The sequence below is a fragment of the Planococcus salinarum genome (assembly GCF_007004625.1).
Lineage (GTDB): Bacteria > Bacillota > Bacilli > Bacillales_A > Planococcaceae > Planococcus > Planococcus salinarum.
Genome location: NZ_VIFV01000037.1, coordinates 1 through 20,896 on the forward strand (window position 1 = coordinate 1; position 20,896 = coordinate 20,896).

General features: G+C 48.0%; 16 protein-coding genes, 17 tRNA genes and 1 rRNA gene. 6 read left to right on the plus strand and 28 right to left on the minus strand.

Going from position 1 to position 20,896, the window contains the following annotated elements:
- Window positions 1–146 precede the first annotated feature (146 nt).
- Window positions 147–1,202, plus strand: coding sequence for a ribosome small subunit-dependent GTPase A (gene rsgA, locus DIJ65_RS14840; RefSeq protein WP_071152193.1), 1,056 nt, complete (start codon window positions 147–149; stop codon window positions 1,200–1,202).
- Between the two features lie 371 nt (window positions 1,203–1,573).
- On the opposite strand, the gene DIJ65_RS14845 is transcribed toward rsgA, so the two are convergent.
- The 4 genes from DIJ65_RS14845 to DIJ65_RS14860 all read right to left on the minus strand — a co-directional run bounded on the left by DIJ65_RS14845 (window position 1,574) and on the right by DIJ65_RS14860 (window position 6,818).
- Complete coding sequence (locus tag DIJ65_RS14845) at window positions 1,574–2,215, minus strand: response regulator (RefSeq protein WP_071152194.1); 642 nt, start codon at window positions 2,213–2,215, stop codon at window positions 1,574–1,576.
- A gap of 15 nt (window positions 2,216–2,230) precedes the next feature.
- Entirely contained in the window at window positions 2,231–3,346 is a 1,116-nt protein-coding gene (locus DIJ65_RS14850) for a GAF domain-containing sensor histidine kinase (RefSeq protein ID WP_071152197.1), read from the minus strand.
- A 103-nt stretch (window positions 3,347–3,449) separates the two neighbouring features.
- On the minus strand, window positions 3,450–5,153 hold the full coding sequence (locus tag DIJ65_RS14855) for a phospho-sugar mutase (protein WP_071152195.1): 1,704 nt from the start codon (window positions 5,151–5,153) through the stop codon (window positions 3,450–3,452).
- A 120-nt stretch (window positions 5,154–5,273) separates the two neighbouring features.
- Window positions 5,274–6,818, minus strand: coding sequence for a carbon-nitrogen hydrolase family protein (locus DIJ65_RS14860; RefSeq protein ID WP_117303639.1), 1,545 nt, complete (start codon window positions 6,816–6,818; stop codon window positions 5,274–5,276).
- 131 nt (window positions 6,819–6,949) lie between these two features.
- On the opposite strand from DIJ65_RS14860, the gene DIJ65_RS14865 reads away from it, so the two are divergent.
- Genes DIJ65_RS14865 through DIJ65_RS14875 form a run of 3 tightly spaced genes read left to right on the plus strand, consistent with a single transcriptional unit; the run spans window position 6,950 to window position 8,748 of the window.
- Complete coding sequence (locus DIJ65_RS14865) at window positions 6,950–7,375, plus strand: disulfide oxidoreductase (RefSeq protein ID WP_117303637.1); 426 nt, start codon at window positions 6,950–6,952, stop codon at window positions 7,373–7,375.
- A 1-nt stretch (window position 7,376) separates the two neighbouring features.
- A complete protein-coding gene (locus tag DIJ65_RS14870; RefSeq protein ID WP_117303635.1) occupies window positions 7,377–7,847 on the plus strand; it encodes a thioredoxin family protein in 471 nt (156 codons plus the stop codon).
- A 55-nt stretch (window positions 7,848–7,902) separates the two neighbouring features.
- A complete protein-coding gene (locus tag DIJ65_RS14875; RefSeq protein ID WP_117303633.1) occupies window positions 7,903–8,748 on the plus strand; it encodes an RluA family pseudouridine synthase in 846 nt (281 codons plus the stop codon).
- 86 nt (window positions 8,749–8,834) lie between these two features.
- Here the strand turns inward: DIJ65_RS14875 and DIJ65_RS14880 are convergent, their stop codons facing one another.
- The 4 genes from DIJ65_RS14880 to queG form a co-directional block, all read right to left on the minus strand.
- On the minus strand, window positions 8,835–9,665 hold the full coding sequence (locus tag DIJ65_RS14880) for an aldo/keto reductase (protein ID WP_117303631.1): 831 nt from the start codon (window positions 9,663–9,665) through the stop codon (window positions 8,835–8,837).
- Between the two features lie 103 nt (window positions 9,666–9,768).
- Window positions 9,769–10,068 carry a hypothetical protein gene (locus tag DIJ65_RS14885; protein ID WP_117303643.1) on the minus strand — a complete coding sequence of 100 codons (300 nt, stop codon included), beginning with the start codon at window positions 10,066–10,068 and terminating at the stop codon, window positions 9,769–9,771.
- Between the two features lie 331 nt (window positions 10,069–10,399).
- Complete coding sequence (gene trmL, locus DIJ65_RS14890; protein ID WP_117303641.1) at window positions 10,400–10,873, minus strand: tRNA (uridine(34)/cytosine(34)/5-carboxymethylaminomethyluridine(34)-2'-O)-methyltransferase TrmL; 474 nt, start codon at window positions 10,871–10,873, stop codon at window positions 10,400–10,402.
- Between the two features lie 9 nt (window positions 10,874–10,882).
- On the minus strand, window positions 10,883–12,028 hold the full coding sequence (gene queG / locus DIJ65_RS14895; RefSeq protein WP_117303629.1) for a tRNA epoxyqueuosine(34) reductase QueG: 1,146 nt from the start codon (window positions 12,026–12,028) through the stop codon (window positions 10,883–10,885).
- Window positions 12,029–12,095: 67 nt separating this feature from the next.
- On the opposite strand from queG, the gene DIJ65_RS14900 reads away from it, so the two are divergent.
- Window positions 12,096–12,758: a B3/B4 domain-containing protein gene (locus tag DIJ65_RS14900; protein WP_117303627.1), complete on the plus strand. Its 663-nt coding sequence runs from the start codon at window positions 12,096–12,098 to the stop codon at window positions 12,756–12,758.
- A gap of 92 nt (window positions 12,759–12,850) precedes the next feature.
- Window positions 12,851–13,921: a C45 family autoproteolytic acyltransferase/hydrolase gene (locus DIJ65_RS14905; RefSeq protein ID WP_117303625.1), complete on the plus strand. Its 1,071-nt coding sequence runs from the start codon at window positions 12,851–12,853 to the stop codon at window positions 13,919–13,921.
- 13 nt (window positions 13,922–13,934) lie between these two features.
- On the opposite strand, the gene DIJ65_RS14910 is transcribed toward DIJ65_RS14905, so the two are convergent.
- The 20 genes from DIJ65_RS14910 to rrf form a co-directional block, all read right to left on the minus strand.
- On the minus strand, window positions 13,935–16,637 hold the full coding sequence (locus DIJ65_RS14910; RefSeq protein ID WP_117303623.1) for a cation-transporting P-type ATPase: 2,703 nt from the start codon (window positions 16,635–16,637) through the stop codon (window positions 13,935–13,937).
- A 220-nt stretch (window positions 16,638–16,857) separates the two neighbouring features.
- Window positions 16,858–18,090 carry a group II intron reverse transcriptase/maturase gene (gene ltrA / locus DIJ65_RS14915; protein WP_260678711.1) on the minus strand — a complete coding sequence of 411 codons (1,233 nt, stop codon included), beginning with the start codon at window positions 18,088–18,090 and terminating at the stop codon, window positions 16,858–16,860.
- 605 nt (window positions 18,091–18,695) lie between these two features.
- A tRNA-Leu gene (locus tag DIJ65_RS14920) sits at window positions 18,696–18,779 on the minus strand.
- Between the two features lie 143 nt (window positions 18,780–18,922).
- Window positions 18,923–19,006: transfer RNA gene (locus tag DIJ65_RS14925), tRNA-Leu, on the minus strand.
- A gap of 11 nt (window positions 19,007–19,017) precedes the next feature.
- Window positions 19,018–19,091 (minus strand) — tRNA-Cys (locus DIJ65_RS14930).
- 6 nt (window positions 19,092–19,097) lie between these two features.
- A tRNA-Gly gene (locus tag DIJ65_RS14935) sits at window positions 19,098–19,172 on the minus strand.
- Window positions 19,173–19,177: 5 nt separating this feature from the next.
- Window positions 19,178–19,249: transfer RNA gene (locus DIJ65_RS14940), tRNA-Gln, on the minus strand.
- A 9-nt stretch (window positions 19,250–19,258) separates the two neighbouring features.
- Window positions 19,259–19,334, minus strand: a tRNA-His gene (locus DIJ65_RS14945).
- Window positions 19,335–19,379: 45 nt separating this feature from the next.
- Window positions 19,380–19,455, minus strand: a tRNA-His gene (locus DIJ65_RS14950).
- Window positions 19,456–19,476: 21 nt separating this feature from the next.
- Window positions 19,477–19,550, minus strand: a tRNA-Trp gene (locus tag DIJ65_RS14955).
- A 6-nt stretch (window positions 19,551–19,556) separates the two neighbouring features.
- A tRNA-Tyr gene (locus tag DIJ65_RS14960) sits at window positions 19,557–19,640 on the minus strand.
- A gap of 3 nt (window positions 19,641–19,643) precedes the next feature.
- Window positions 19,644–19,719 (minus strand) — tRNA-Thr (locus DIJ65_RS14965).
- Between the two features lie 14 nt (window positions 19,720–19,733).
- Window positions 19,734–19,809 (minus strand) — tRNA-Phe (locus DIJ65_RS14970).
- An 18-nt stretch (window positions 19,810–19,827) separates the two neighbouring features.
- Window positions 19,828–19,903 (minus strand) — tRNA-Asp (locus tag DIJ65_RS14975).
- Between the two features lie 3 nt (window positions 19,904–19,906).
- A tRNA-Met gene (locus DIJ65_RS14980) sits at window positions 19,907–19,983 on the minus strand.
- Between the two features lie 264 nt (window positions 19,984–20,247).
- A tRNA-Val gene (locus DIJ65_RS14985) sits at window positions 20,248–20,323 on the minus strand.
- A gap of 3 nt (window positions 20,324–20,326) precedes the next feature.
- A tRNA-Glu gene (locus tag DIJ65_RS14990) sits at window positions 20,327–20,401 on the minus strand.
- A 28-nt stretch (window positions 20,402–20,429) separates the two neighbouring features.
- Window positions 20,430–20,519, minus strand: a tRNA-Ser gene (locus DIJ65_RS14995).
- Between the two features lie 7 nt (window positions 20,520–20,526).
- Window positions 20,527–20,601, minus strand: a tRNA-Asn gene (locus DIJ65_RS15000).
- A gap of 13 nt (window positions 20,602–20,614) precedes the next feature.
- A 5S ribosomal RNA gene (gene rrf, locus DIJ65_RS15005) occupies window positions 20,615–20,730 on the minus strand.
- Window positions 20,731–20,896: the final 166 nt, after the last annotated feature.

Here is a 20,896-nt window from a genome sequence, read left to right on the forward strand (position 1 = left end):
TAGTGGATTTGGACAGGAACTACCTGACCTTTCCATTATAAAGGACTTTTTCTTTTGGTTTTTGCCAGTTTTCGAATGTTTTATGAATTCCTAATCTTCAAAATCAATTAATACAACAGCAGTGATAAAAATTGGAGGAACTCAAATTGACAATTATTGAAAAGTACGGCTGGAATGAAAACTGGCAGGAAAAAATCGAAACAAACGGCGTACCGGGACGTGTGGTGCTCGAACATAAAAATTTATACCGCGTCGTGACAGACCACGGTGAATGGCTCAGCTCACTGTCCGGAAAATACAGACACAGCCATGCGAAATCGGAATTTCCGGGTGTCGGCGACTGGGTGATCGTGGAGCAGATGCCCGGAGAAGAAAAAGGCATCATCCACCAGGTCCTTCCCCGCATTTCGAGCTTCTCCCGAAAAGCGGCGGGCGAAACATCCGATATCCAGACAATCGCCGTTAATGTCGATTACGCATTTCTTGTGATGTCATTGAACCACGACTTTAATGTCCGGCGTCTTGAACGTTATTTACTGGCCACTTGGGATTCAGGTGCGAATCCGGTAATCGTATTGACCAAGAAAGACCAGTGTGAAAACATCGACACTTATTTGCAGGAAGTTGAAACGGTCGCATTCGGCGTACCGGTCCACACAGTTTCCAGTGTCACAATGGAGGGAATCGCTGATTTACAGAATGTGCTTGCCGGTTCCAAAACCGGTGCACTGCTCGGCTCGTCCGGCGTCGGCAAATCTTCGTTGATCAATGCGCTAGCCGGCACCGAATTGATGGCGGTCCAGGAAATCCGGGAAGATGACAGCAAAGGCCGGCATACCACCACACACCGGGAAATGGTGCTGCTGCCAAGCGGCGGTTTGCTGATTGACACCCCGGGAATGCGGGAATTTCAGCTCGGCGATTATTCCGAAGGTGTGGAATCCGGATTCGCGGATGTTGAAACTTTGGCGGATGCCTGCCGATTCCGTGATTGCGCCCACGGCAATGAACCCGGCTGCGCCATACGGGAAGCGCTCGAAACGGGTGATCTTCAACCTGAACGTTTCCGCAGCTACGTGAAACTGAAACGGGAACTTGCCCATATGGAACGGAAAAGCGATCTGGCAGCACAAAAAGCGGAACGCTCGAAGTGGAAGCAGATTACGAAAGATTCGCGTAAGCGTCCAGTCAAAAAGCGCTGAAATGAAAAAGAGGCAAGACGCACTTGATGCGTCTTGCCTCTTTTCTGTCGAGAAACTATACCTACTTCTCAAATCATTTCGCTTCAGGCGGACGCTTTCCGCTGGGAGCTGCCTGCCGCTTCATTTTAATTTTGTTCAGAATTATTATATCAACTTACTCACTTTTTAATGAATTAATATATTGCTTATTTTAAAATGTGTTTCTTAGATATAGAGCAAAACAACGAAGTAAGTGTTTGATTACGGCTTAGCAATATTAAAGCCGTGCTGCTGCATCGCTGCGCTGCTTCGTCGCAAAGAATTAGCCTCGCAGTCGTCGGCTAATTCTTCGGAGCTGTTTTGCGGAATATCGGTATCATAAAATTTCCTCCCTATTCCATCCCCGCTTCTGTCAGTCCGTGCTTTACTGCATAGAGAGCAGCCTGCGTGCGGTCCTGCACTTCGAGCTTCGTAAAGATATTTGAAATATGGGTTTTCACCGTTTTTTCCGTCACATATAATGCCGACGCGATTTCCCGGTTGCTTTTCCCTTTCGTCAATTCCGCCAGCACTTCTTTTTCCCGGGGCGTCAAAAAATTGACGGTATGCGGCGCCGGTTGGGACGGTCCTTTCATCAACTCGGAAGTGGCTTTCGGATGCAGCGTATTCTCGCCTCTCATCAAACTGCGCAATGATTCCACCAGTTCATCCGGTTCGATATCTTTTAATTGATAGCCTGCCGCTCCCGCTTCGATCGCCGGAACGACATGGTCCCGGTCTGAAAAACTGGTCAGCATCAGGACTATAATCTCAGGAGACTTTTCCTTTATTTTGCGTGTTGCCTGAATTCCGTCCATTACCGGCATCACCAAATCCATCAACACAATATCCGGACGAAGTTTGGCAGCCATTTCGACCGCTTCTTTGCCGTTTACTGCTTCACCGACCACTTCAATATCTTTCTGGGTCTTCAGAAAAAATAACAGCCCTCTCCTGACCACATGATGATCATCCGCTATTAAAACCTTCATTATTCCATCCCTCTCTCCCTAATAAGGAATCCTTACAAGAATTTCTGTCCCTTTGTTCATTGCGCTGGACCATTCCACAGTGCCACCTTCGGATTTTGCACGTTCTTTCATGCTCAGCATGCCGATCGACGGAATATACAGTTTTTCATCCATCACAAATCCCCTGCCATCATCCTTCAATACCAGGAGCACATCCGTCTGGGTAACCGACAGAAACAATTGCCCACGATCTGTCCCGGCATGTTTCCGGATATTATTCAATGCTTCCTGCGCAATGCGGAATAAAGTCTCTTCGATTCTTGAAGGAAGCTGGATGACGCCGTTCACTTTCGTTTCAAGCTCCAGACCGAGCATTTCCGCATAGCCTTTTATGCCTTCCAGCAAACCGCTTTCAAGTCCTTTCGGCCGCAGTTGCCAGATCAGCGCACGCATTTCATTCAGCGCTTCCTGTGTAAGATGCTGAATATCACTGAATGTTTCACGGATTGCTGGCTCTTTCGACATTTCCACTCCACCTCTTGCGGTAAGCGTTACAGAGAACAGCAATTGGTTGACCGAATCGTGGAGATCACGAGCCAGTCTGTTGCGTTCGGTTACCAATGCCAACTCCTGCTCCTGCCTGGTCAGGCCGATGCGCTTGATGGCAGAACCGATTTGAAAAGCCACAGACTCCAATAACGCCAATTCATCCGCAGAAAAGCGTTCCCGATCAGGCGCTGCAATATTCAGCAGGCCGAATTTTTCCGCTCCCGATTGAAGCGGCACCGTTGCATGATGCGTAATATTGCCGTGGTCTCCGGTTTTTTCCGTTATCGAATTCTCAATCCGCTGGCAGGCGATGATATTGGATGCTTTCTCCAAATCACCATCATGGTATCTTTTGACACACCAACAGCCGCCTTTTTGAAGATGACGGCATTCATCTTCCTCCAGCGCTGAAGGAAGATTCGCCCTTGCCATGAGCCTGTGTTTTCCCTCCTCATCAATAAAGAAAATCCAGGCCGTTTCAAAATTCGAACCGTCCAACAGCTTCCGAATGGCACCCGTAAGCATTCGCTCCATATCGGTTTCCTCATTCAGCAGTTCTGCAATTTCCTTCAGCAGAATTACATTGGAATGCTCGCTCAGCTTCATGTTTTTCACCTCATCACCATTATTTAAACCATACATCTTTACAGGCTTCTTGCGCCTCATACTTTCGAATGAGAAAAGCTCCCTTACTAAGGGAGCCCGCCATTTACCTGTTATTCACTTCATCAAGGAATGATTCCTTGATCAACTCCAACTTTTCATCGCTTTCCTGTTCCGTATCCGCTTTGACGCTGAAATAGAATTTCACTTTCGGTTCAGTGCCACTCGGTCGCAGGCATACCCATGAACCGTCCTCGAGGAAATATTTCAGGACATTGGCCTGCGGCAATTCGATCTTTTCACTCTCATCCAAATCCGTGAAAATCCGATTCTGGGTTTCGTAATCTTCAATTGAAGTAATCGCGATTCCTGCGATGGCACGTGGCGGATTCTGGCGCATTCCCTGCAGCAATGCGGCAATTTCTCTCGCACCGTCAGCGCCTTTTTTCGTTACGGAAACCAATGCTTCCCTGTACCAGCCGTGCCGATTGTACAACTCAACCAGCACATCGTGCAGGTTCTTGCCTTGCGTTTTATAGAAGGCGGCCGCTTCCACCAGAAGCAGCACAGCCTGCACGGCATCCTTGTCGCGCGTAAAATCACGGATCAGGTAGCCGTAACTTTCCTCATAGCCGAATAAAAACTCAAATTCCCGGCTGCTGTCATTCGCCCGCAGCTTTTCGCCGATAAATTTAAAGCCCGTCAGCACATCATCTGTTCGGATGCCATAGGTATCAGCGACAGCGCGGCCAAATTCCGAAGTCACAATCGTTTTGAAAATACGCCCGTTTTCCGGGAGCTTCTCTTTTGTTTTCTTCTGGCTCAGCAGATATTCAATCAGGATTGCGCCCGTCTGATTGCCGGATAATAATTCGTAACGGTCCCCGTTCGAAACTGCAATGCCCACGCGGTCACCATCAGGGTCCACCGCAATCAGCAAATCGGCGCCGGCTTCTTTACCGTATTGTGTCGCCATTTCGAATGCTTCGGCTTCCTCTGGATTCGGCGAGGTCACAGTCGGAAATTCCCCATCGGGCTCCATTTGCTCTTTGACATAGCTGACCTCCATATAACCGGCACTTTCCAGCGCCCGTTTCACAGTTGCGCCGGCGGCACCGTGCAGCGGGGTGAATACAGCCTGTATCGGCGAGGCGCCTGTCTGTTCACAGACGGTCAACACGTTTGAAATATAGGCCTGGTCGACCGTATCCCGCACCGTGACGAGCAGTTCATCCTTATAGTCCCGATTGGATATGGAAAGTTCGTCCTCCACATTGCTGACGAATTCGATGACACGGTCTGCGTCTTCAAGGTTCAATTGCGCCCCGTCTTCCCCGTAAACCTTGTAACCATTGTATTCCGGCGGATTATGGCTGGCTGTGATGACAACTCCCATAAATGCATGCAGGTAGCGGACGCTGAATGACAGTTGCGGCGTCGTGCGCGTGCCGTTATATAAATACGTATGAATTCCGTTTGACGCAAACGTTTTGGCGGCTTCTTCCGCAAATTCCGGCGACATGCGTCGGCTGTCATAGGCAATGACGATTCCTCTGGCCATCGCTTCGTCGCCGTTTGATTTTATGTAGTCCGCGATGCCCTGAGAAGCTTTGCGCACTGTATAGACATTCATGCGATTTGTACCCGGTCCGATTTCTCCGCGCATGCCCCCCGTGCCGAAGGTCAGATCCTGATAAAATGCATCTTCCGCTAATTTCTCATCTTCCTGCAGCAGGTTCAGCGAATTCCGTGTTACTTCATCCAGACCTTCATGATCCAGCCAACGTTTGATCCGTTCTTTCCAATTCATAGTGATCCCTCCATTCATAATATGTACATGTCAATCAATCTATTTCCAGTTTACCAAAAAACAAGCAAAAAAACCGCCTCCATCAGGAAGCGGCTCAATAACATTTTTGAATGCAGGAACTTAATCTTTTTTGTACTCGACACGGTAGACATCATGTCTGCGGTCTTTTAATTGTTTCACTGTGCCGTTCTGGCGCTGGCGGCGCAGTATTTCAAGATCAACATCCCCGATCAATACCATTTCCAGGTTCGGATTGGTTTCTCCGACAATGCCGTCGCGGGCATATTCAAAGTCGGAAGGCGCGAAGATCGCCGATTGGGCGTATTGGATATCCATGTTTTCCGTCTGCGGCAAGTTGCCTACAGTACCGGAAATAACCGTGTAGATCTGGTTTTCGACAGCACGGGCCTGTGCGCAATAGCGAACGCGCAAATACCCTTGGCGGTCTTCTGTACAGAATGGCGAGAAAATGATATTCGCTCCCATGTCTGTCGCGATGCGGGCAAGTTCCGGGAATTCAATGTCATAGCAGATCTGAATTGCGATCTTACCGCAATCCGTATCGAATACCCGGACTGAATCCCCCGCCGAGATGCCCCACCACTTCCGTTCGTTCGGTGTGATGTGGATTTTGTACTGCTTGTCGATCGAACCGTCACGACGGAACAGATAAGCGATATTGTAGATTTCATCGTTTTCTTCTTTCACAAAATGGGAGCCGCCGATGATATTGATGTTATAGCGGACTGCCAGGTCTGTGAAGAGTTCGATGTATTGCGGTGTGTATTCCGTCAGCTTCCGCACTGCCTGGCTTGGCGATGGTTCGTTCAGGAAGGACATTAGCTGCGTAGTGAAGATTTCGGGGAATACGACAAAATCGGAATGGGCATCAGAAGCGACATCCACGAAATATTCCACCTGGTTTGCGAGGTCATCAAAAGACTCGATGGCACGCATCAAATACTGTACCACACAAATTCTTACCGGCAGGCTCGTCTTGAAATGGCGTTTGGATACCGGTTTGTAGTCGACATTATTCCATTCCATCAACGTCGCATATTTCCCGGAAGCTTTGTCATCCCGCAGGTAATTCGGGTTGATGCGCATCAATTGGAAACCGTTCATCAGCTGGAAAGTCAGCACAGGATCGTAAATTTTGTGGCGGGAAACTGCATCCACGTATTCGCGCGGCGACATTTCTTCTGCATGTTTGTGATAATTCGGAATCCGGCCACCGATGATGATCGATTTCAGGTTCAGTTCCCGCGCCAGTTCCTTACGTGCTTCATAAAGGCGCTGTCCGACCTGCATCCGGCGGTATTCAGGGTGCACCATCACTTCGATGCCGTACATATTATAGCCGTCCTGGTTATGGTTGGTGATATACCCGCCATCGGTAACATCGTCCCATGTATGGCGATCATCGTATTCATCAAAATTTATCAACAGGCTCGAGCAGGAGCCGATTACTTTGCCGTCAAGTTCTGCAACCATCTGTCCCTGGGGAAACACTCCCAGATGGCTTCTTAGTTGTTCTTCTTCCCATGGTTCCATGCCTGGAAAACATAAACGCTGCATTTCTAGAATGGCATTTATATCAGCATAATTCATCTCTCGGATGATCATGCTTTTTTCAAAATGGGATAAATCAAATTGTTCTGCCACTTTAGCCACTCCTTCACAAAAGTATCACATCTTATTATATAGGATATACACAGAGGATAATATTATTTTACTTGCCCCAGCTAAAGAATTATAATTCTATAGTAGCTATTTAACAAGAGAGGACCTGAATTATGACGAAAATCCAAGAGAATCTTTTGCTGGGAATCTGGGCGACCGCGTTGATAGCCACCGCCGGCTCCCTTTACTTTTCTGAGGTCCGCGGCTATATCCCGTGTGAACTCTGCTGGATCCAGCGGATTTTCATGTATCCCCTGGTCATCGTTGTCGGTGTGGCATATTTTCAGAAGAATGTCAGAATAGCTCTTACCTCGCTGATCATCTCGGGTATCGGCGGCATGATTTCCCTGTATCATTACGGAATTCAAAAACTGGCATTTCTTTCCGACTCCGCTCCTTCATGCGGACAGGTTCCCTGTACCGGCCAATACATCAATTATTTCGGCTTTATCACCATTCCATTTTTTGCACTTGTCGCATTTGTTTTAATTGCCGGGATGAGCGTATTTTTGCTGAAAACATCAAAGGAGGAAAAATAAATTGAAGAAAATGTTAATCATTGGAGGCATCGTACTCGCCATTTTTGCATTGATCATCGTTCTTACTCAAATGTCCAATAGCGAAAAATTGGCCAATAACCCTTACGATACAGATGATTTGGATCCGGCCACCATCGATCAGCTGGACGATGAAAATTACCAGAATATCGCATTGCCGGATGAAGTTGCTGATCAGATTGAAAGCGGTGAACCGACAACGGTTTATTTCTTCAGCCCCACTTGTATTCATTGCCAAAACACAACCCCTGTTCTGATGCCGGTGGCAGAAGATATGGATGTGGACGTGCTGCAGTACAATCTGTTAGAGTATGAAGAAGGATGGACAGACTACTTTATCGAAGCGACCCCGACACTTGTCCATTATGAAGATGGCGAAGAAGTTTCACGTTGGGTAGGATCGCAGCCAAAAGAGAATATTGAAGAGTTTTTCAGAGAAGTCGTTAAAAAATAACTGACAAGAGAGCCATGTGCAATGCGCATGCTCTTTTTTTATGGAGGAAATAACAATGAGCTGGAATTATGAAATTAAAGATGAGGGCATGACCGTCGAAGAATTGCTCCGTACCGAATGGGGATTGGGCAAAAAAGTTGTCCATGAACTGCGCATGGCGAAATCCGTAAAGAACGACAAGTTTCAGGAAGTCGTCTGGAAAGAACCGCTGCCAAAAGGCACGGTGCTGCAATTCGACCTTCCAAAAGCGGACTCCCCTTATGAACCCAACCACGACATCGAATTGCCGGTGTTGTACGAAGACGAACATTTTCTGATTGCCCGTAAACCGAAAGGCATGAATACGCATCCGAATGAAATCGGCCAGGACGATACATTCATCAACGGAGTTATCGGCCACATCATCCGCGGGGGCGGTTCATACGGTGAACACGTCCACAGGCTCGACCAGGGCACTTCAGGGCTATTGATGGCAGCGAAGCACCCGGTTGCGAAAAACATCCTGGACCGCATGCTGGAACAGAAACAACTGGTCCGCGATTATGAGGCTGTTGTCAAAGGAAAAGTGCACAATAAATCCGGCACCATTGATTTCGCCATTGGACGCGACCGCCACCACCCGACGCGCCGCATGGTTTCACCGACCGGGCAAAGCGCGGTCACGCATTATAAATTATTGCGCCATATGGAAGGCAAGTCCCTCTTGCAGCTGTCCTTGGAAACCGGCCGGACGCACCAGATCCGGACCCACCTTTCCCACATCGGGCATCCGATCATCGGCGATGAATTGTACGGCGGTCCGCCGACACAGGACGGCGCATATCATCTGCATGCGTTTCGCATGTCGCTCATCCATCCGTTTACCGGCGAAAAGATTGTCGTGGAAGATTCGGCGAGATAAAGAGAAACTCCATTCAATCGGGTTTTAAGCTCAGTTGATACAGAATATAAAAGAAGTTCCCTGTTAAACGAGGGAACTTCTTTTTCTTATGCCTGGATATCGTCGGGATTCGTGCCGGCTCTCCAGTCCTGATTGAGGCCATCTATCGCCAACATATCTTTCGCAGTTAGTGAAAAATCATACACATCGGCATTTTCCGCGATGCGCGACGGCGTCACCGATTTTGGAATGACGATGAGGTCACTCTGCAGATGCCAGCGGATGATGACCTGCGCAACCGTCTTACCATGTGCTGCCGCGATTTCCGTCAGCACCGGATCTTCCAATAAGCGGCCACGTGCGAGTGGTGACCAGGAAGTCACGGCAATGTCCTGCTGGGCACAAAATGCCCGAAGCGGTTCCTGGGTCAATTGCGGATGCAATTCGATTTGGTTGACCATCGGCTTTGTATTCGCTTTTGCCAGAAGCTTTTCCAAGTGCGGCTGATGATGATTCGACACGCCAATCGCCCGCACCAGCTTTTCGTCGTATAAACGCTGGATGGCCCGGTAAGTGTCTTCGTAACTGCCCGGCACCGGCCAATGTGTCAGATACAGATCCAAATACTCAAAGCCGAGCCGCTCCAGTGATGCTTCAAATGCGCGCAGCGTCCCTTCATAGCCCTGATCCGTATTCCAAACTTTCGATGTGATGAACAGGTCCTCCCGTTTGACGGATGAATGGCGCACCGCTTCCCCGACTTCTCGTTCATTTTCATAAACTGTCGCCGTATCGATTGCCTTGTATCCGGCATCAATTGCTGTAATCATTGCGTTAACTGCCTCTTCCCGGTCTGTCATTTTGTAGACACCAAGACCGAACCGCGGCATCTCCACACCATTATGTAATGTTTTCGTTGAATTGATCGTTAACTCCATTGCGCTCACTCCTTCTCGTCTTATTGTACAAATTAACAGCTGAAATTTCGAGTCTCGCAGTGCAGTTATCGGCCGCACATAAAAAACCGCCAATATGGCGGTTTTAGATACGTGGACGGCTTGCATAAGCTGCGTTGATGAACAGTACGATCGCACTCAATAAATGCAATGCCCAACCGATAAGTGGGATCCAGGCAAGCATGCTTGTCACCAAACCTAAAATCGGGCCGGATTTCGGTGAATATTCACGGAAACAGTAGAATAATGTTACCGCGTGCAGAACGAACATGACACCCAGTGCCGCATATCCGGTACTGATGACAAATGTGCCCCCGATAAACGGGATTGCAAGAAACGCTTCCGCAATGGCTGAAATCCAGAGCAAAGCAGCCGATATTTTCATTTTCATAGGGATCACCCTTTCCTTAAACATATTTTCACTACCTTAGTATACGAATGAAACCGCGATCGGTTTCAAGATTCCGGGAAACAATTGGACAGAATTTCTCCATATTTCAGTAAGGACTTATATTTCATTTTTCCCGACTTTCCGCTATACTAAACAAAGATGCATATTTCAAGGAGGTCGTTATAAATGAACTTGATCCTTATTCTTGGTGTTTGTGTTTCGTTCCTGGTTGCTATTTTCACAGCCGGATACGACGACAAACCTGGTACTTTCGATAAAGAATAGCATTTGAGAAAGGCAGCGGGAATAATCCCCGCTGCTTTTTTTATTCCAAATCCGGGTAGCCTTGCTGGCGCAGCGCTTCATACATAAGAATTGCTGCAGTGTTCGACAGATTCAACGAACGGATATTATCATTCATCGGAATGCGCAGGCAATGATCGGGATTCGCTTCGAGCAATTCAGCAGGCAAACCTTTTGTTTCCTGACCGAACACAAAGAAATGATCCTTTTCCTGATCGGAAAAATCGAATGTCGTATGAGGTTTCGAACCAAATTTGGTAATGTAATAAAAACGGCCTTCCGGATAGCTGGCAAACAGCTCCTGCAGGGAATCGTAATATGTCAAATCGACATGTTCCCAGTAATCGAGGCCGGCCCGTTTCAGCATTTTGTCATCAGTGGAAAATCCAAGCGGGCGGATCAAATGCAATTTGACTCCCGTCCCTGCGCACGTGCGTGCAATATTCCCTGTATTTGCCGGTATCAGCGGCTGGTATAAAACAATATTAATGGCCACTCTCTTCACTTATCCTTTCAACTCTTCAGCAAAAAATGCCAATCCTTTTTGAATTTCCTCGCGCACTTCAAGATCACTCTCCTGCCTGCTCGCTGCTTTTAAAGCGAGCAGGCCTTCCGCCGTGCCGATTTTCCCGATGGCCCAGGCCGCCGTGCCGCGGATGACCGGGCGTTCATCACTTTCCAGTAAACCGATCAGAGCGGGCACTGCACTGACTTCCTTAAAATGCGCCAGTGCCAGTATCGCATTGCGCTGAATCGGCTTCTTCCCTCTCCAGGAACCGGATACATAGCCGAACTTTTCTTTGAATTCGCGGTTCGCAATCTTCAATAAAGGCTCCAGCAGCGGTTTGGCAATTTCCGGGTCCGGTTCAAACTCGGCATGGATCTGATTGGCTTTCCGCTTGTTTTTCGGACACACTGTCTGGCACGTATCGCAGCCATATAGCCGGTTGCCGATTTTCGTGCGGAACTCATCCGGCAGGAAGCCTTTTGTCTGTGTAAGAAAAGAAATGCAGCGCTGCGCATTCAATTGACCGCCTTCAACAATCGCTCCTGTCGGGCACGTATCAATGCATAGCCGGCATTCGCCGCACTGATCCTCCATCGGCTCGTTCAACGCAAAAGGAATATTGGTGATCATTTCACCAAGGTACACATAGGAACCGAACTCCGGCGTGATGATGTTGGTGTTCTTCGCGCTCCAGCCTATGCCAGCGCGTTCGGCGACTGCGCGGTCGGACAATTCCCCCGTGTCGACCATCGAACGCATGCGTGCCTCCGGATAATGCGCTGCGATGAAGGCTTCAAGCAATGTCAGCCGCTCCCGCAGCGCGGCATGGTAATCTTTCCCCCAGGACGAACGGGAAAAAATGCCGCGCCGTGCACCTCGCGTCCCCTGCGGTGCATTGTTCATTTTCGACGGGTAGGCGATGGCAATCGAAATGATGGTCACCGCTTCTTCCAACAACAGTGCTGGACGGGTCCGCTTTTCGATATCCGGTTCTTCAAATCCGGACTGGTACTGCAATTGCTGTTGGCGTATCAGACGATGCTTCAAGTTGAAAAATGGCTCTGCAGAAGCAAAACCGATTTTATCTATTCCGATTTCCGAGGCATAAGCAACGAGTTCTTTTTGAAATTGTTCAAGATTCATGCTGATAACCCCTTCGTTGAATATATGATACGATAAACACAATTGCTCCCCAGAAAGGATGATTGCTGTGGAAATAACAGTTGATCCGAAAATCAAAGAAATCGTTCCCGAGTTTAAGATTGGAATCATTCATTATAACAATATCACCGTTTCCGATTCTCCTCAAATGTTAAAAGGCCGCCTGCAGCTTTTCCAGGAACAATTATTCTTTGACCTGGAAGATAAGGATCTTTTCGATTTTCCGGGCCTGCTCGAATGGAAACTCGTTTGGAAGGCGCTGGGTGCTGATTCGAACCGTTACCGGCCTGCGGCTGAAGCCCTTTACCGGAGAATCAAGAAGCAAAATTACCTCACCCCCGTCCATTCCGGTGTGGACATGAATAATTTTCTTTCGCTGCAATACGAAATTCCGCTCGGGCTGTACGATGCCGATTTGATCGAAGGCGAAGTTGAAATTACTGTCGGCACAGACAGCGACCAATATGAAGGCATCAATAACCGCATCAATACATTATCGAATATCCTCATCACGAAAGACCGCCAAGGCGCATTCGGCAGTCCGTATGTCGATTCCAACCGGACTGCTGTTACCGAGCAGACTAAGAATGCACTGCATGTTTTTTACCTGCGCCCTTCGATGGATCGGGATACCGCACTCGAAATGCTGACCGCGGCTTCGAATATGTTCACAGGAATTAACGGCGGTCACGCGGAATTACGCATTCTATAAATGCCCGAAGCCCGTGCTTCAGGCATATTCTTTTCTATCCCCCACCAAATTTAGTACCATTTTGATATCGAGATAAAAAAGAGGGATGCTCAATGAAAAAAGTGCACAGTGATATAATTCAGTTCCGGGGAAGCCATTATGAATTCGGCCATCATCAAGGAGAGTTGCTGCGGGACTCACTGCTGTTGCCTAACCGCAAGATACAGCGCGGGGAAAAGAGCCGACAATTGATAGTTGATGAAACGCAGGCCATCCACATGCTTGAACGCTTCGCCCCCCGCATCTGGGAAGAAATCGAAGGCCTCGCCGATGCCCTGAAATGGCCTTTCATTGATGCTTTGAGGGAATTTGGGGGTTATTATCTGGAATATACCAGAAGCGGCTGTTCAATTCTTAGCCATTCCAACTTTCTCATCCGCAATTACGACAGTTCGCCCCAAGGCTATGAAGGTCGGTTTGCGCTCTATGAACCGACAGACGGCGGTTATGCTTCCATCGGTCCTTCAATGCAAATTACAGGGAGGACCGATGGACTGAACGAAAAAGGGCTGGCGATGGGCTATAATTTTATTAACCGCCGCAACTCCGCTGACGGATTCCTTTGCAATATGGTCGGGCGTCTCATACTGGAACATTGTGCCAATGTCGAAGAAGCCATCGACCTGCTGGAAGAATTGCCTCATCGGCGTTCTTTCAGCTATGTGCTGTTGGACAAAAGCGGCAGGTCTGTTGTCGCTGAGACATCTCCGCGCAAGGTCATTGTTCGGGAAGCAGCTGTGTCGACAAACCATTTCGAAGTGTTGTCTGAAGAAAACCGCTACCAGATCGATGATTCCAAGCGCCGGGAAAGCGCACTTCTTACGCATGCGGCCACTTCAAGTGATGCCTACGCAGCATTTCGTCTGTTAAATGATTCCGAGCAGGGGGTATTCTCAACAAAATACAGCACCGCTTCCGGAACCCTCCACACGGCTTCCTATTTTCCGAACAGCCTGGAAGTCGGATTTGCTATCGGACCGGACCGTCTGCCGTTGATGTTCGATTTCCAGAAATGGATGGATGGGGAACGCTTGCTTTCAAAGCGTATCAACGGACGCATTGACACCCATTTCCCGTTTCCATATTTGGATGATATGTCTGTCCTGCAACATAAAAACGGCTGAAGCCATTTGCGCTTCAGCCGTTTTTATTGTCTTCCGGCATTTCCGTTTCTGTCTTGTTTTTTCTTGCTTCAAGCTTTGGCGTAACAAACTTATGGACGAACCATTTTTCCACCTCTACAAGAACAAAAACACTGAATCCGATCAATATCGGTCCTATCCAGTTATCGATGCCGATGGGCACTGTCCCGAGCACCGTATTCATAAACGGAACATACGTGACTGCGAGCTGCACTCCTATTAAGATGCCCGATACGAGAAATGCGGCTTTATTCGAAAAGAAATCACGATTCAATGCAAAGCGCCATTCGTTCCGGCAATTAAAAAGGTAAAAGAGCTGGGAGATGACCAAACTCTGCAAAGTCATCGTCTGCAACGTCCTGACATCATAGTTCTGCTCCGCCAGTATGCTGTTCATCCATAGAATTCCGCCACAAATAATCAGCGACACAAATGCAATCCGGAAAATCGCGTATCTGCTCAGCAAACGGCTGTTTACTTTTCGGGGGGGCCGTTCCATCGTGCCCGGCTCCAGTTTTTCAAAAGCAATCGCCAATGAAATCGTCACAGCGGTGATCATGTTGACCCAGAGAATCTGCACAGGGGTTAGCGGAATTGTCGTCCCAAGAAGAATACTGATAAATATCAGCATGCCTTCCGATACATTCGTCGGCAAGATAAACAGGATCGTCTTTTTTAAATTATCATAGACCCGGCGGCCTTCCTTTACCGCATTGACGATGGTGTTGAAATTATCGTCAACAAGCACCATTTCTGCTGCTTCTTTTGATACTTCTGTCCCTTTGATCCCCATTGCTATGCCGATATCGGCCCTTTTAAGAGCAGGGGCATCGTTGACCCCGTCTCCTGTCATGGCACAAATATGCCGCTGCGCCTGCAATGCTTCGACCAGCTGTAATTTGTTGGTTGGACTGGTGCGTGCAAAGACATCATATTCAACGGCCGCCTTCTCCAATTGCCCAGTATCCATGGCATCCAATTCCAATCCTTCAATTACTTTTTCTCCATTACCAATGCCTAACTTTGCTCCAATCGCTACGGCGGTTTCTTTATGGTCCCCGGTAATCATTTTGACCTGGATACCTGCTTTTCTGCACTGGGCTATTGAATCAATCACTTCTTCCCGCGGCGGATCGATAATTCCCGCCAGTCCCAGAAATTCGTAGCCTTCCTCCAGGTCTTCGTGGTCAATCGACTGCACGTCTTCTGTCACCTGCTTAACAGCTGCTGCCAACAGCCTTTCTCCACGCTTGGCATGCGCAGCAATTTGCTCTTTCCAAAAATCTCTTTTATCTGCCGATACCATTTCCAGCAGTTTTTCCGGTGCCCCTTTCACAAATATCGATTTTTGATCATTTTCTTCTACAAGCGCAGCCATATATTTATATGATGAATCGAAGGGTATCTTTGAAATAATCGGTAATGCGCCTATTTCTTTATCTGCTTTTTCCGCCAGTGTCAATAAGCATCCTTCTGTCGGTCCACCACTGACCTTCCAGGAGTTTCCCTCTTTATATAAATGTGAATCGTTAACTGTCTTAACGCATAGGAGAAATTGTTCCAATACTGGATAGTCATTTATCGCTATCTCTTGTCCGTCCCGCTGAATCGAGCCTTCGGGAGAATAACCTGTGCCGCTGACCTCAAACTCTACTCCATCTGCTATGACGGACTTGACTGTCATTTCATTTTTTGTCAGTGTTCCCGTTTTGTCTGAGCAGATTACTGTGACCGCACCAAGCGTTTCAACTGACGGTAAATTTCGGACGATGGCATTTTTCCCGGCCATCGTCTGGACCCCCAAGGCCAGTATGATCGAAAGAATTGCCGGAAGTCCCTCCGGAATCGCTGCTACGATAAGACCAATGATGGCCAGCAGCAACTCACCTGTTTCATAGTCGTGAAACAGGTAACCAATAAAAAACATTACAACTGCACTAAATACAATGATTACAGAAATCAATTTGCCGAAGTCTGCAGTCTGTTTCAATAACGGCGTCTGGAGCTGTTCAACAGAGACCATTGCAGAGCTGATTTTCCCCAGTTCTGTATCGCCACCAGTTGCCACCACTATTCCCCGACCTGAGCCGGCAGCTACAGCGGTCCCCGCAAAAACCATGTTTGTTCTGTCACCAAGGACTGTATCTTCCGGAAGGACGCTTGTCTGTTTTTCGACTGCTTCTGATTCACCGGTCAGAGAAGATTCTTCCACCTGCAAGTTATCAGCTTTCACTAAGCGCATATCTGCGGGGACCTTATCCCCGGCCCGCAAAATGGTGATATCTCCCGGCACCATCTCTGCTGCATCAATACCCAGTTTGTTGCCTGAACGCAACACTGTGGTTTTCACAGACAGCATATTGCGTATTCCTTCGAGGGCCTTCTCAGCTTTATATTCCTGAAAATATCCGATAGTCGCGTTAATAATTACAACAGCCAGAATAACTGCTGTGTCTATATAATGTCCAAGCAATACCGTAATAACTGCAGCAGCCAACAATACATAAATCAGCACATCATGAAAATGTTTTAGAAATTTTATAATAACTGATTCGCTTTTCGCTTTCGGCAGCTCATTGCTTCCCCATTCATTTAAACGTTCAGCGACTTCCGAATCGGATAAGCCCCGATCTGGTGCAACTGCTTGCTTCTCCAGTACATCTTCGATTTCCTGATTGAACCATTTCAATTCAGACAAGCCTACACCTCCAGCATCTCACCGAAACTTTTTGAATAATCAGTTTTTACACATTATAGCATGTTGAAGATTTGCAGGCACTGTCTTTAGGGAAAAACAATAACTCTCTCAACAAGTTCATCCATCTCACAAGTAACTTTTTATAATCGAGTAGGAGGGAGCGATTAACTCCCGACCTCTCACACCGCCGTACGTACCGTTCGGTATACGGCGTTTCAATTTATATTACAGTGTGTATTTTTAGATAACGGTCCAACGCAGAGGGGATGCCCCTCTGCTTTAGTCGTTTATTTGAGAGTGCTCTGTGCACAACTTTTGATTGCCCGATAAACCGGTAACCTTTCCTGCAGTAAGTTAAGCCTCTGGCTTCTCCTTCAGGTATCCCTAGTTGAACTAGCGATTTGATTTGTCTGCGAGGTATCTTCCATTGTTTCCAGATGATGACCCGGATTCTCGAGCGTAATTTCTCATCAATCCGAGTCATTACGGTTTTCATGTTGGCGATTCGAAAGTAATTGACCCAGCCCACGATGACTTGTTTCAGCTTCACGATTCGGTAGTCTAACGGAACACTCCAGTTTCGCTTCGTCAGATGCCGAAGCTTCCGTTGAAGTTTCTGGATGGAGAACTGATGGGGTTTCACTTGATACCGCTTGTTTTTAGAGTCGTAGTAATAGCCAAACCCTAAGAACTTCAATTCTTTCGGGCGAGCGATTCTACTCTTGTCGGCGTTGACGATTAACCCTAGTTTTCCTTCAATAAATGTGACGATGGATTTCATCACGCGATTTGCCGCTTTCTCACTTTTCACGAAGATGAGCGCATCATCCGCATATCTCACGAACTGCAATTCCCTGCGCTCCAGTTCTTTGTCGAGTTCGTTTAACATGATGTTACTGAGCAACGGACTGAGGTTGCCTCCTTGCGGAGTGCCGACAGGCGTCTCTTCGTAAGTCCCCTTCACCATGACCCCACTGACCAGGTATTTCCGGATGAGTGAAATGACATCTCCATCATCGATGGTATTGGCGATGATACGCATGAGTTTATCGTGGTTGACCGTATCGAAGAACCTTTCCAGGTCAATGTCCACGACCCAATCGTATCCGTCATTTAAAAATTCCAGGCTTTGAATAATCGCCATCTCACACCTTCTTCTGGGTCTGAAACCATAACTGAAGTCACTGAACTGTTTTTCGAATACCGGACTGAGCACTTGATGAATTGCCTGTTGAACGACCCGGTCCACGACTGTTGGTATGCCCAGTTTGCGCATCTTTCCGTTCTCTTTTGGGATCTCCACTCGTAAGGCAGCCTGCGGCTGGTATTTTCTCGTTCGGATGCGCTGGCGCAATTCATCCTTGTGCTCTTTCAAATATTCCTTCAGTTCATCGACCGTTATCCCGTCGATCCCGCGCCCCTTTATTCCGGTAGACGCGCAGGTAGGCTTCATTCATGTTCTTATTACTTAGAATCTGTTCTAAAAGGTCCACACTCGTTTCTCCTTTCCATTCGCGTAGTAAGCGATAGCTCCAGTTTGGGTTGTCCTTTGAGATACGCTCATACTTTCACCCGTAACACATTCGGAGTTCGTCCCTTATGCACTCGCGGCGTTGAAACACTATAAATTGTTCAGCCCTTCACGAATTGCTTCGTTACTATGGTTTCGGCTGACTTCTTGCGGCTAACCTTTTCCGACTGCACGTCAGTGCATCCGCAAGACCTCCCAGGGTAAGACAACGATCTTTCCTCTTTTACTCGCCTGATTTACCCTCCAAAGTTACGCACATCTTTTGGACTTTGACTTGTTTAGGAGCCTTATCCCTTTGAAGAGCCTTCGTATCAGGTTTCTGTTCGTCGAGCCAAGATTTTATTCCACGCTTCCTCCAGCCCTCACCTCACGATGAGTACCTTGCGCTTCCTTAGTGGTTGGTCGATGTGTACCCCCACAGTGGACTTTCACCACCTAGATAGTTGCCATGCCTGGCACACTAAAAAAAAGCCCTGACTCATGGTCAGGGCTTCCAGTCTTATCGCTTGGCATACGATAAGGAATAATACCGGCGGTCGGGGTCGAACCGACACTCCGGTGAAGGAACGGGATTTTGAGTCCCGCGCGTCTGCCAATTCCGCCACGCCGGCAAAATGTCTAAGCGACAATAAATAATATAACATAGTCGTTGGCAAATTAACAAGCTGTATTTTAAAGGAATTTAAGTATACATAAAAAACCAGCTCCGATGAAGGAACTGGTTTTTGTAAAGGGCAGGCAGGCCCTTTTAAGATACCGGCGGTCGGGGTCGAACCGACACTCCCGTGAAGGAACGGGATTTTGAGTCCCGCGCGTCTGCCAATTCCGCCACGCCGGCATGATATAAAATGGAGGCGGCAACCGGACTCGAACCGGTGATAAGGGTGTTGCAGACCCATGCCTTACCACTTGGCTATGCCGCCAATTTTTGGAGCGGAAGACGGGGGTCGAACCCGCGACCTCCACCTTGGCAAGGTGGCGTTCTACCACTGAACTACTTCCGCAAAAGCTGGGGTACCTGGATTCGAACCAGGGCATGACGGGATCAAAACCCGTTGCCTTACCGCTTGGCTATACCCCAATAATAAGATGGGGCGGACGAGGGGAATTGAACCCCCGAGTGCCGGAATCACAATCCGGTGCGTTAACCACTTCGCCACGACCGCCACGTTATTATTTTTATAAGTGCAATTGAATTATAGATGAAAAAATGGGGCGGACGAGGGGAATTGAACCCCCGAGTGCCGGAATCACAATCCGGTGCGTTAACCACTTCGCCACGACCGCCACGATAATTTTTCATAAAAATGGCAGGGGCAGTAGGAATCGAACCCACATCGGAGGTGTTGGAGACCTCTGTTCTACCGTTAAACTATGCCCCTAAAAACTGGTGGTGGGGGGCAGATTCGAACTGCCGAACCCGAAGGAGCGGATTTACAGTCCGCCGCGTTTAGCCACTTCGCTACCCCACCGAATGGTGCCGGAGAAAGGACTTGAACCCTCAACCTACTGATTACAAGTCAGTTGCTCTACCAGTTGAGCTACTCCGGCATGGAGAAAAAATATGGTGGGTCAGGACGGAATCGAACCGCCGACACTTAGAGCTTCAATCTAATGCTCTACCGACTGAGCTACTGACCCACATTGGTTAATAAAAAATGGCGGTCCCGACCGGGATCGAACCGGCGATCTCCTGCGTGACAGGCAGGCATGTTAACCGCTACACCACGGGACCATTTGGTTGCGGGGGCAGGATTTGAACCTGCGACCTCCGGGTTATGAGCCCGACGAGCTACCGAACTGCTCTACCCCGCGATAATAATATATACGAAGATTTTTTATACTCTTTGCTTATCGCTGATGACACCTGCATCGCCTTTCGGCTGCTTCGGTGTAACTTCGCCGTCTTCGTACGGCTCGTTGCTCTACCCCGCGATAATAGTATTTACATAGTATATCTGAAGATTCTCTAATACTCAATTTTTCTTGAGAAGCAATTGATTCTACGCTGCTTTAAAATAGAGTTTCTTCTATATAATAGTAACTTCTTTTTAACGTAATGTTATGTATAAAAGAAAATGGTGGAGGATGACGGGATCGAACCGCCGACCCTCTGCTTGTAAGGCAGATGCTCTCCCAGCTGAGCTAATCCTCCAAATGGTGACCCCTACGGGATTCGAACCCGTGTTACCGCCGTGAAAGGGCGGTGTCTTAACCGCTTGACCAAGGGGCCTTGCTAGTTTTAATGGTGAGTTATCTACTGGCGGAGAGCAAGGGATTCGAACCCTTGAGACGGTTGCCCGCCTACATGATTTCCAATCATGCTCCTTCGGCCACTCGGACAGCTCTCCAGAAAAATGGCTCCGAAGGTAGGACTCGAACCTACGACCATCGCATTAACAGTGCGGTGCTCTACCACTGAGCTACTTCGGAATAATTTAGATCAGACTGGCAACGTCCTACTCTCACAGGGGGAGACCCCCAACTACCATCGGCGCAAAAGAGCTTAACTACCGTGTTCGGGATGGGAACGGGTGTGGCCTCTTTGCCATCATTACCAGACTAATTATTAATTTGAAAGACAAGATTTATTATACCAATTCTGGCGATTAATTCAAGCTTTTTTTAAAAAAACTTTATCTTATTCTTTCAAAACTGGATAAACGACATCGAAACAATTCGCGCACAAAGCGGTTCACGAAATTGGTTTTGGTTAAGTCCTCGATCG

Excerpts from the sequence above, each read along its gene's own strand:
- DIJ65_RS14865 (WP_117303637.1), top strand. The coding sequence starts at position 6,950 with ATGACGAAAATCCAAGAGAATCTTTTGCTGGGAATCTGGGCGACCGCG.
- DIJ65_RS14875 (WP_117303633.1), top strand. The coding sequence starts at position 7,903 with ATGAGCTGGAATTATGAAATTAAAGATGAGGGCATGACCGTCGAAGAA.
- DIJ65_RS14880 (WP_117303631.1), bottom strand. The coding sequence starts at position 9,665 with ATGGAGTTAACGATCAATTCAACGAAAACATTACATAATGGTGTGGAG.
- DIJ65_RS14855 (WP_071152195.1), bottom strand. The coding sequence starts at position 5,153 with ATGAATTGGAAAGAACGGATCAAACGTTGGCTGGATCATGAAGGTCTG.
- queG (WP_117303629.1), bottom strand. The coding sequence starts at position 12,028 with ATGAATCTTGAACAATTTCAAAAAGAACTCGTTGCTTATGCCTCGGAA.
- DIJ65_RS14885 (WP_117303643.1), bottom strand. The coding sequence starts at position 10,068 with ATGAAAATATCGGCTGCTTTGCTCTGGATTTCAGCCATTGCGGAAGCG.
- DIJ65_RS14905 (WP_117303625.1), top strand. The coding sequence starts at position 12,851 with ATGAAAAAAGTGCACAGTGATATAATTCAGTTCCGGGGAAGCCATTAT.
- DIJ65_RS14850 (WP_071152197.1), bottom strand. The coding sequence starts at position 3,346 with ATGAAGCTGAGCGAGCATTCCAATGTAATTCTGCTGAAGGAAATTGCA.
- ltrA (WP_260678711.1), bottom strand. The coding sequence starts at position 18,090 with ATGAAGCCTACCTGCGCGTCTACCGGAATAAAGGGGCGCGGGATCGAC.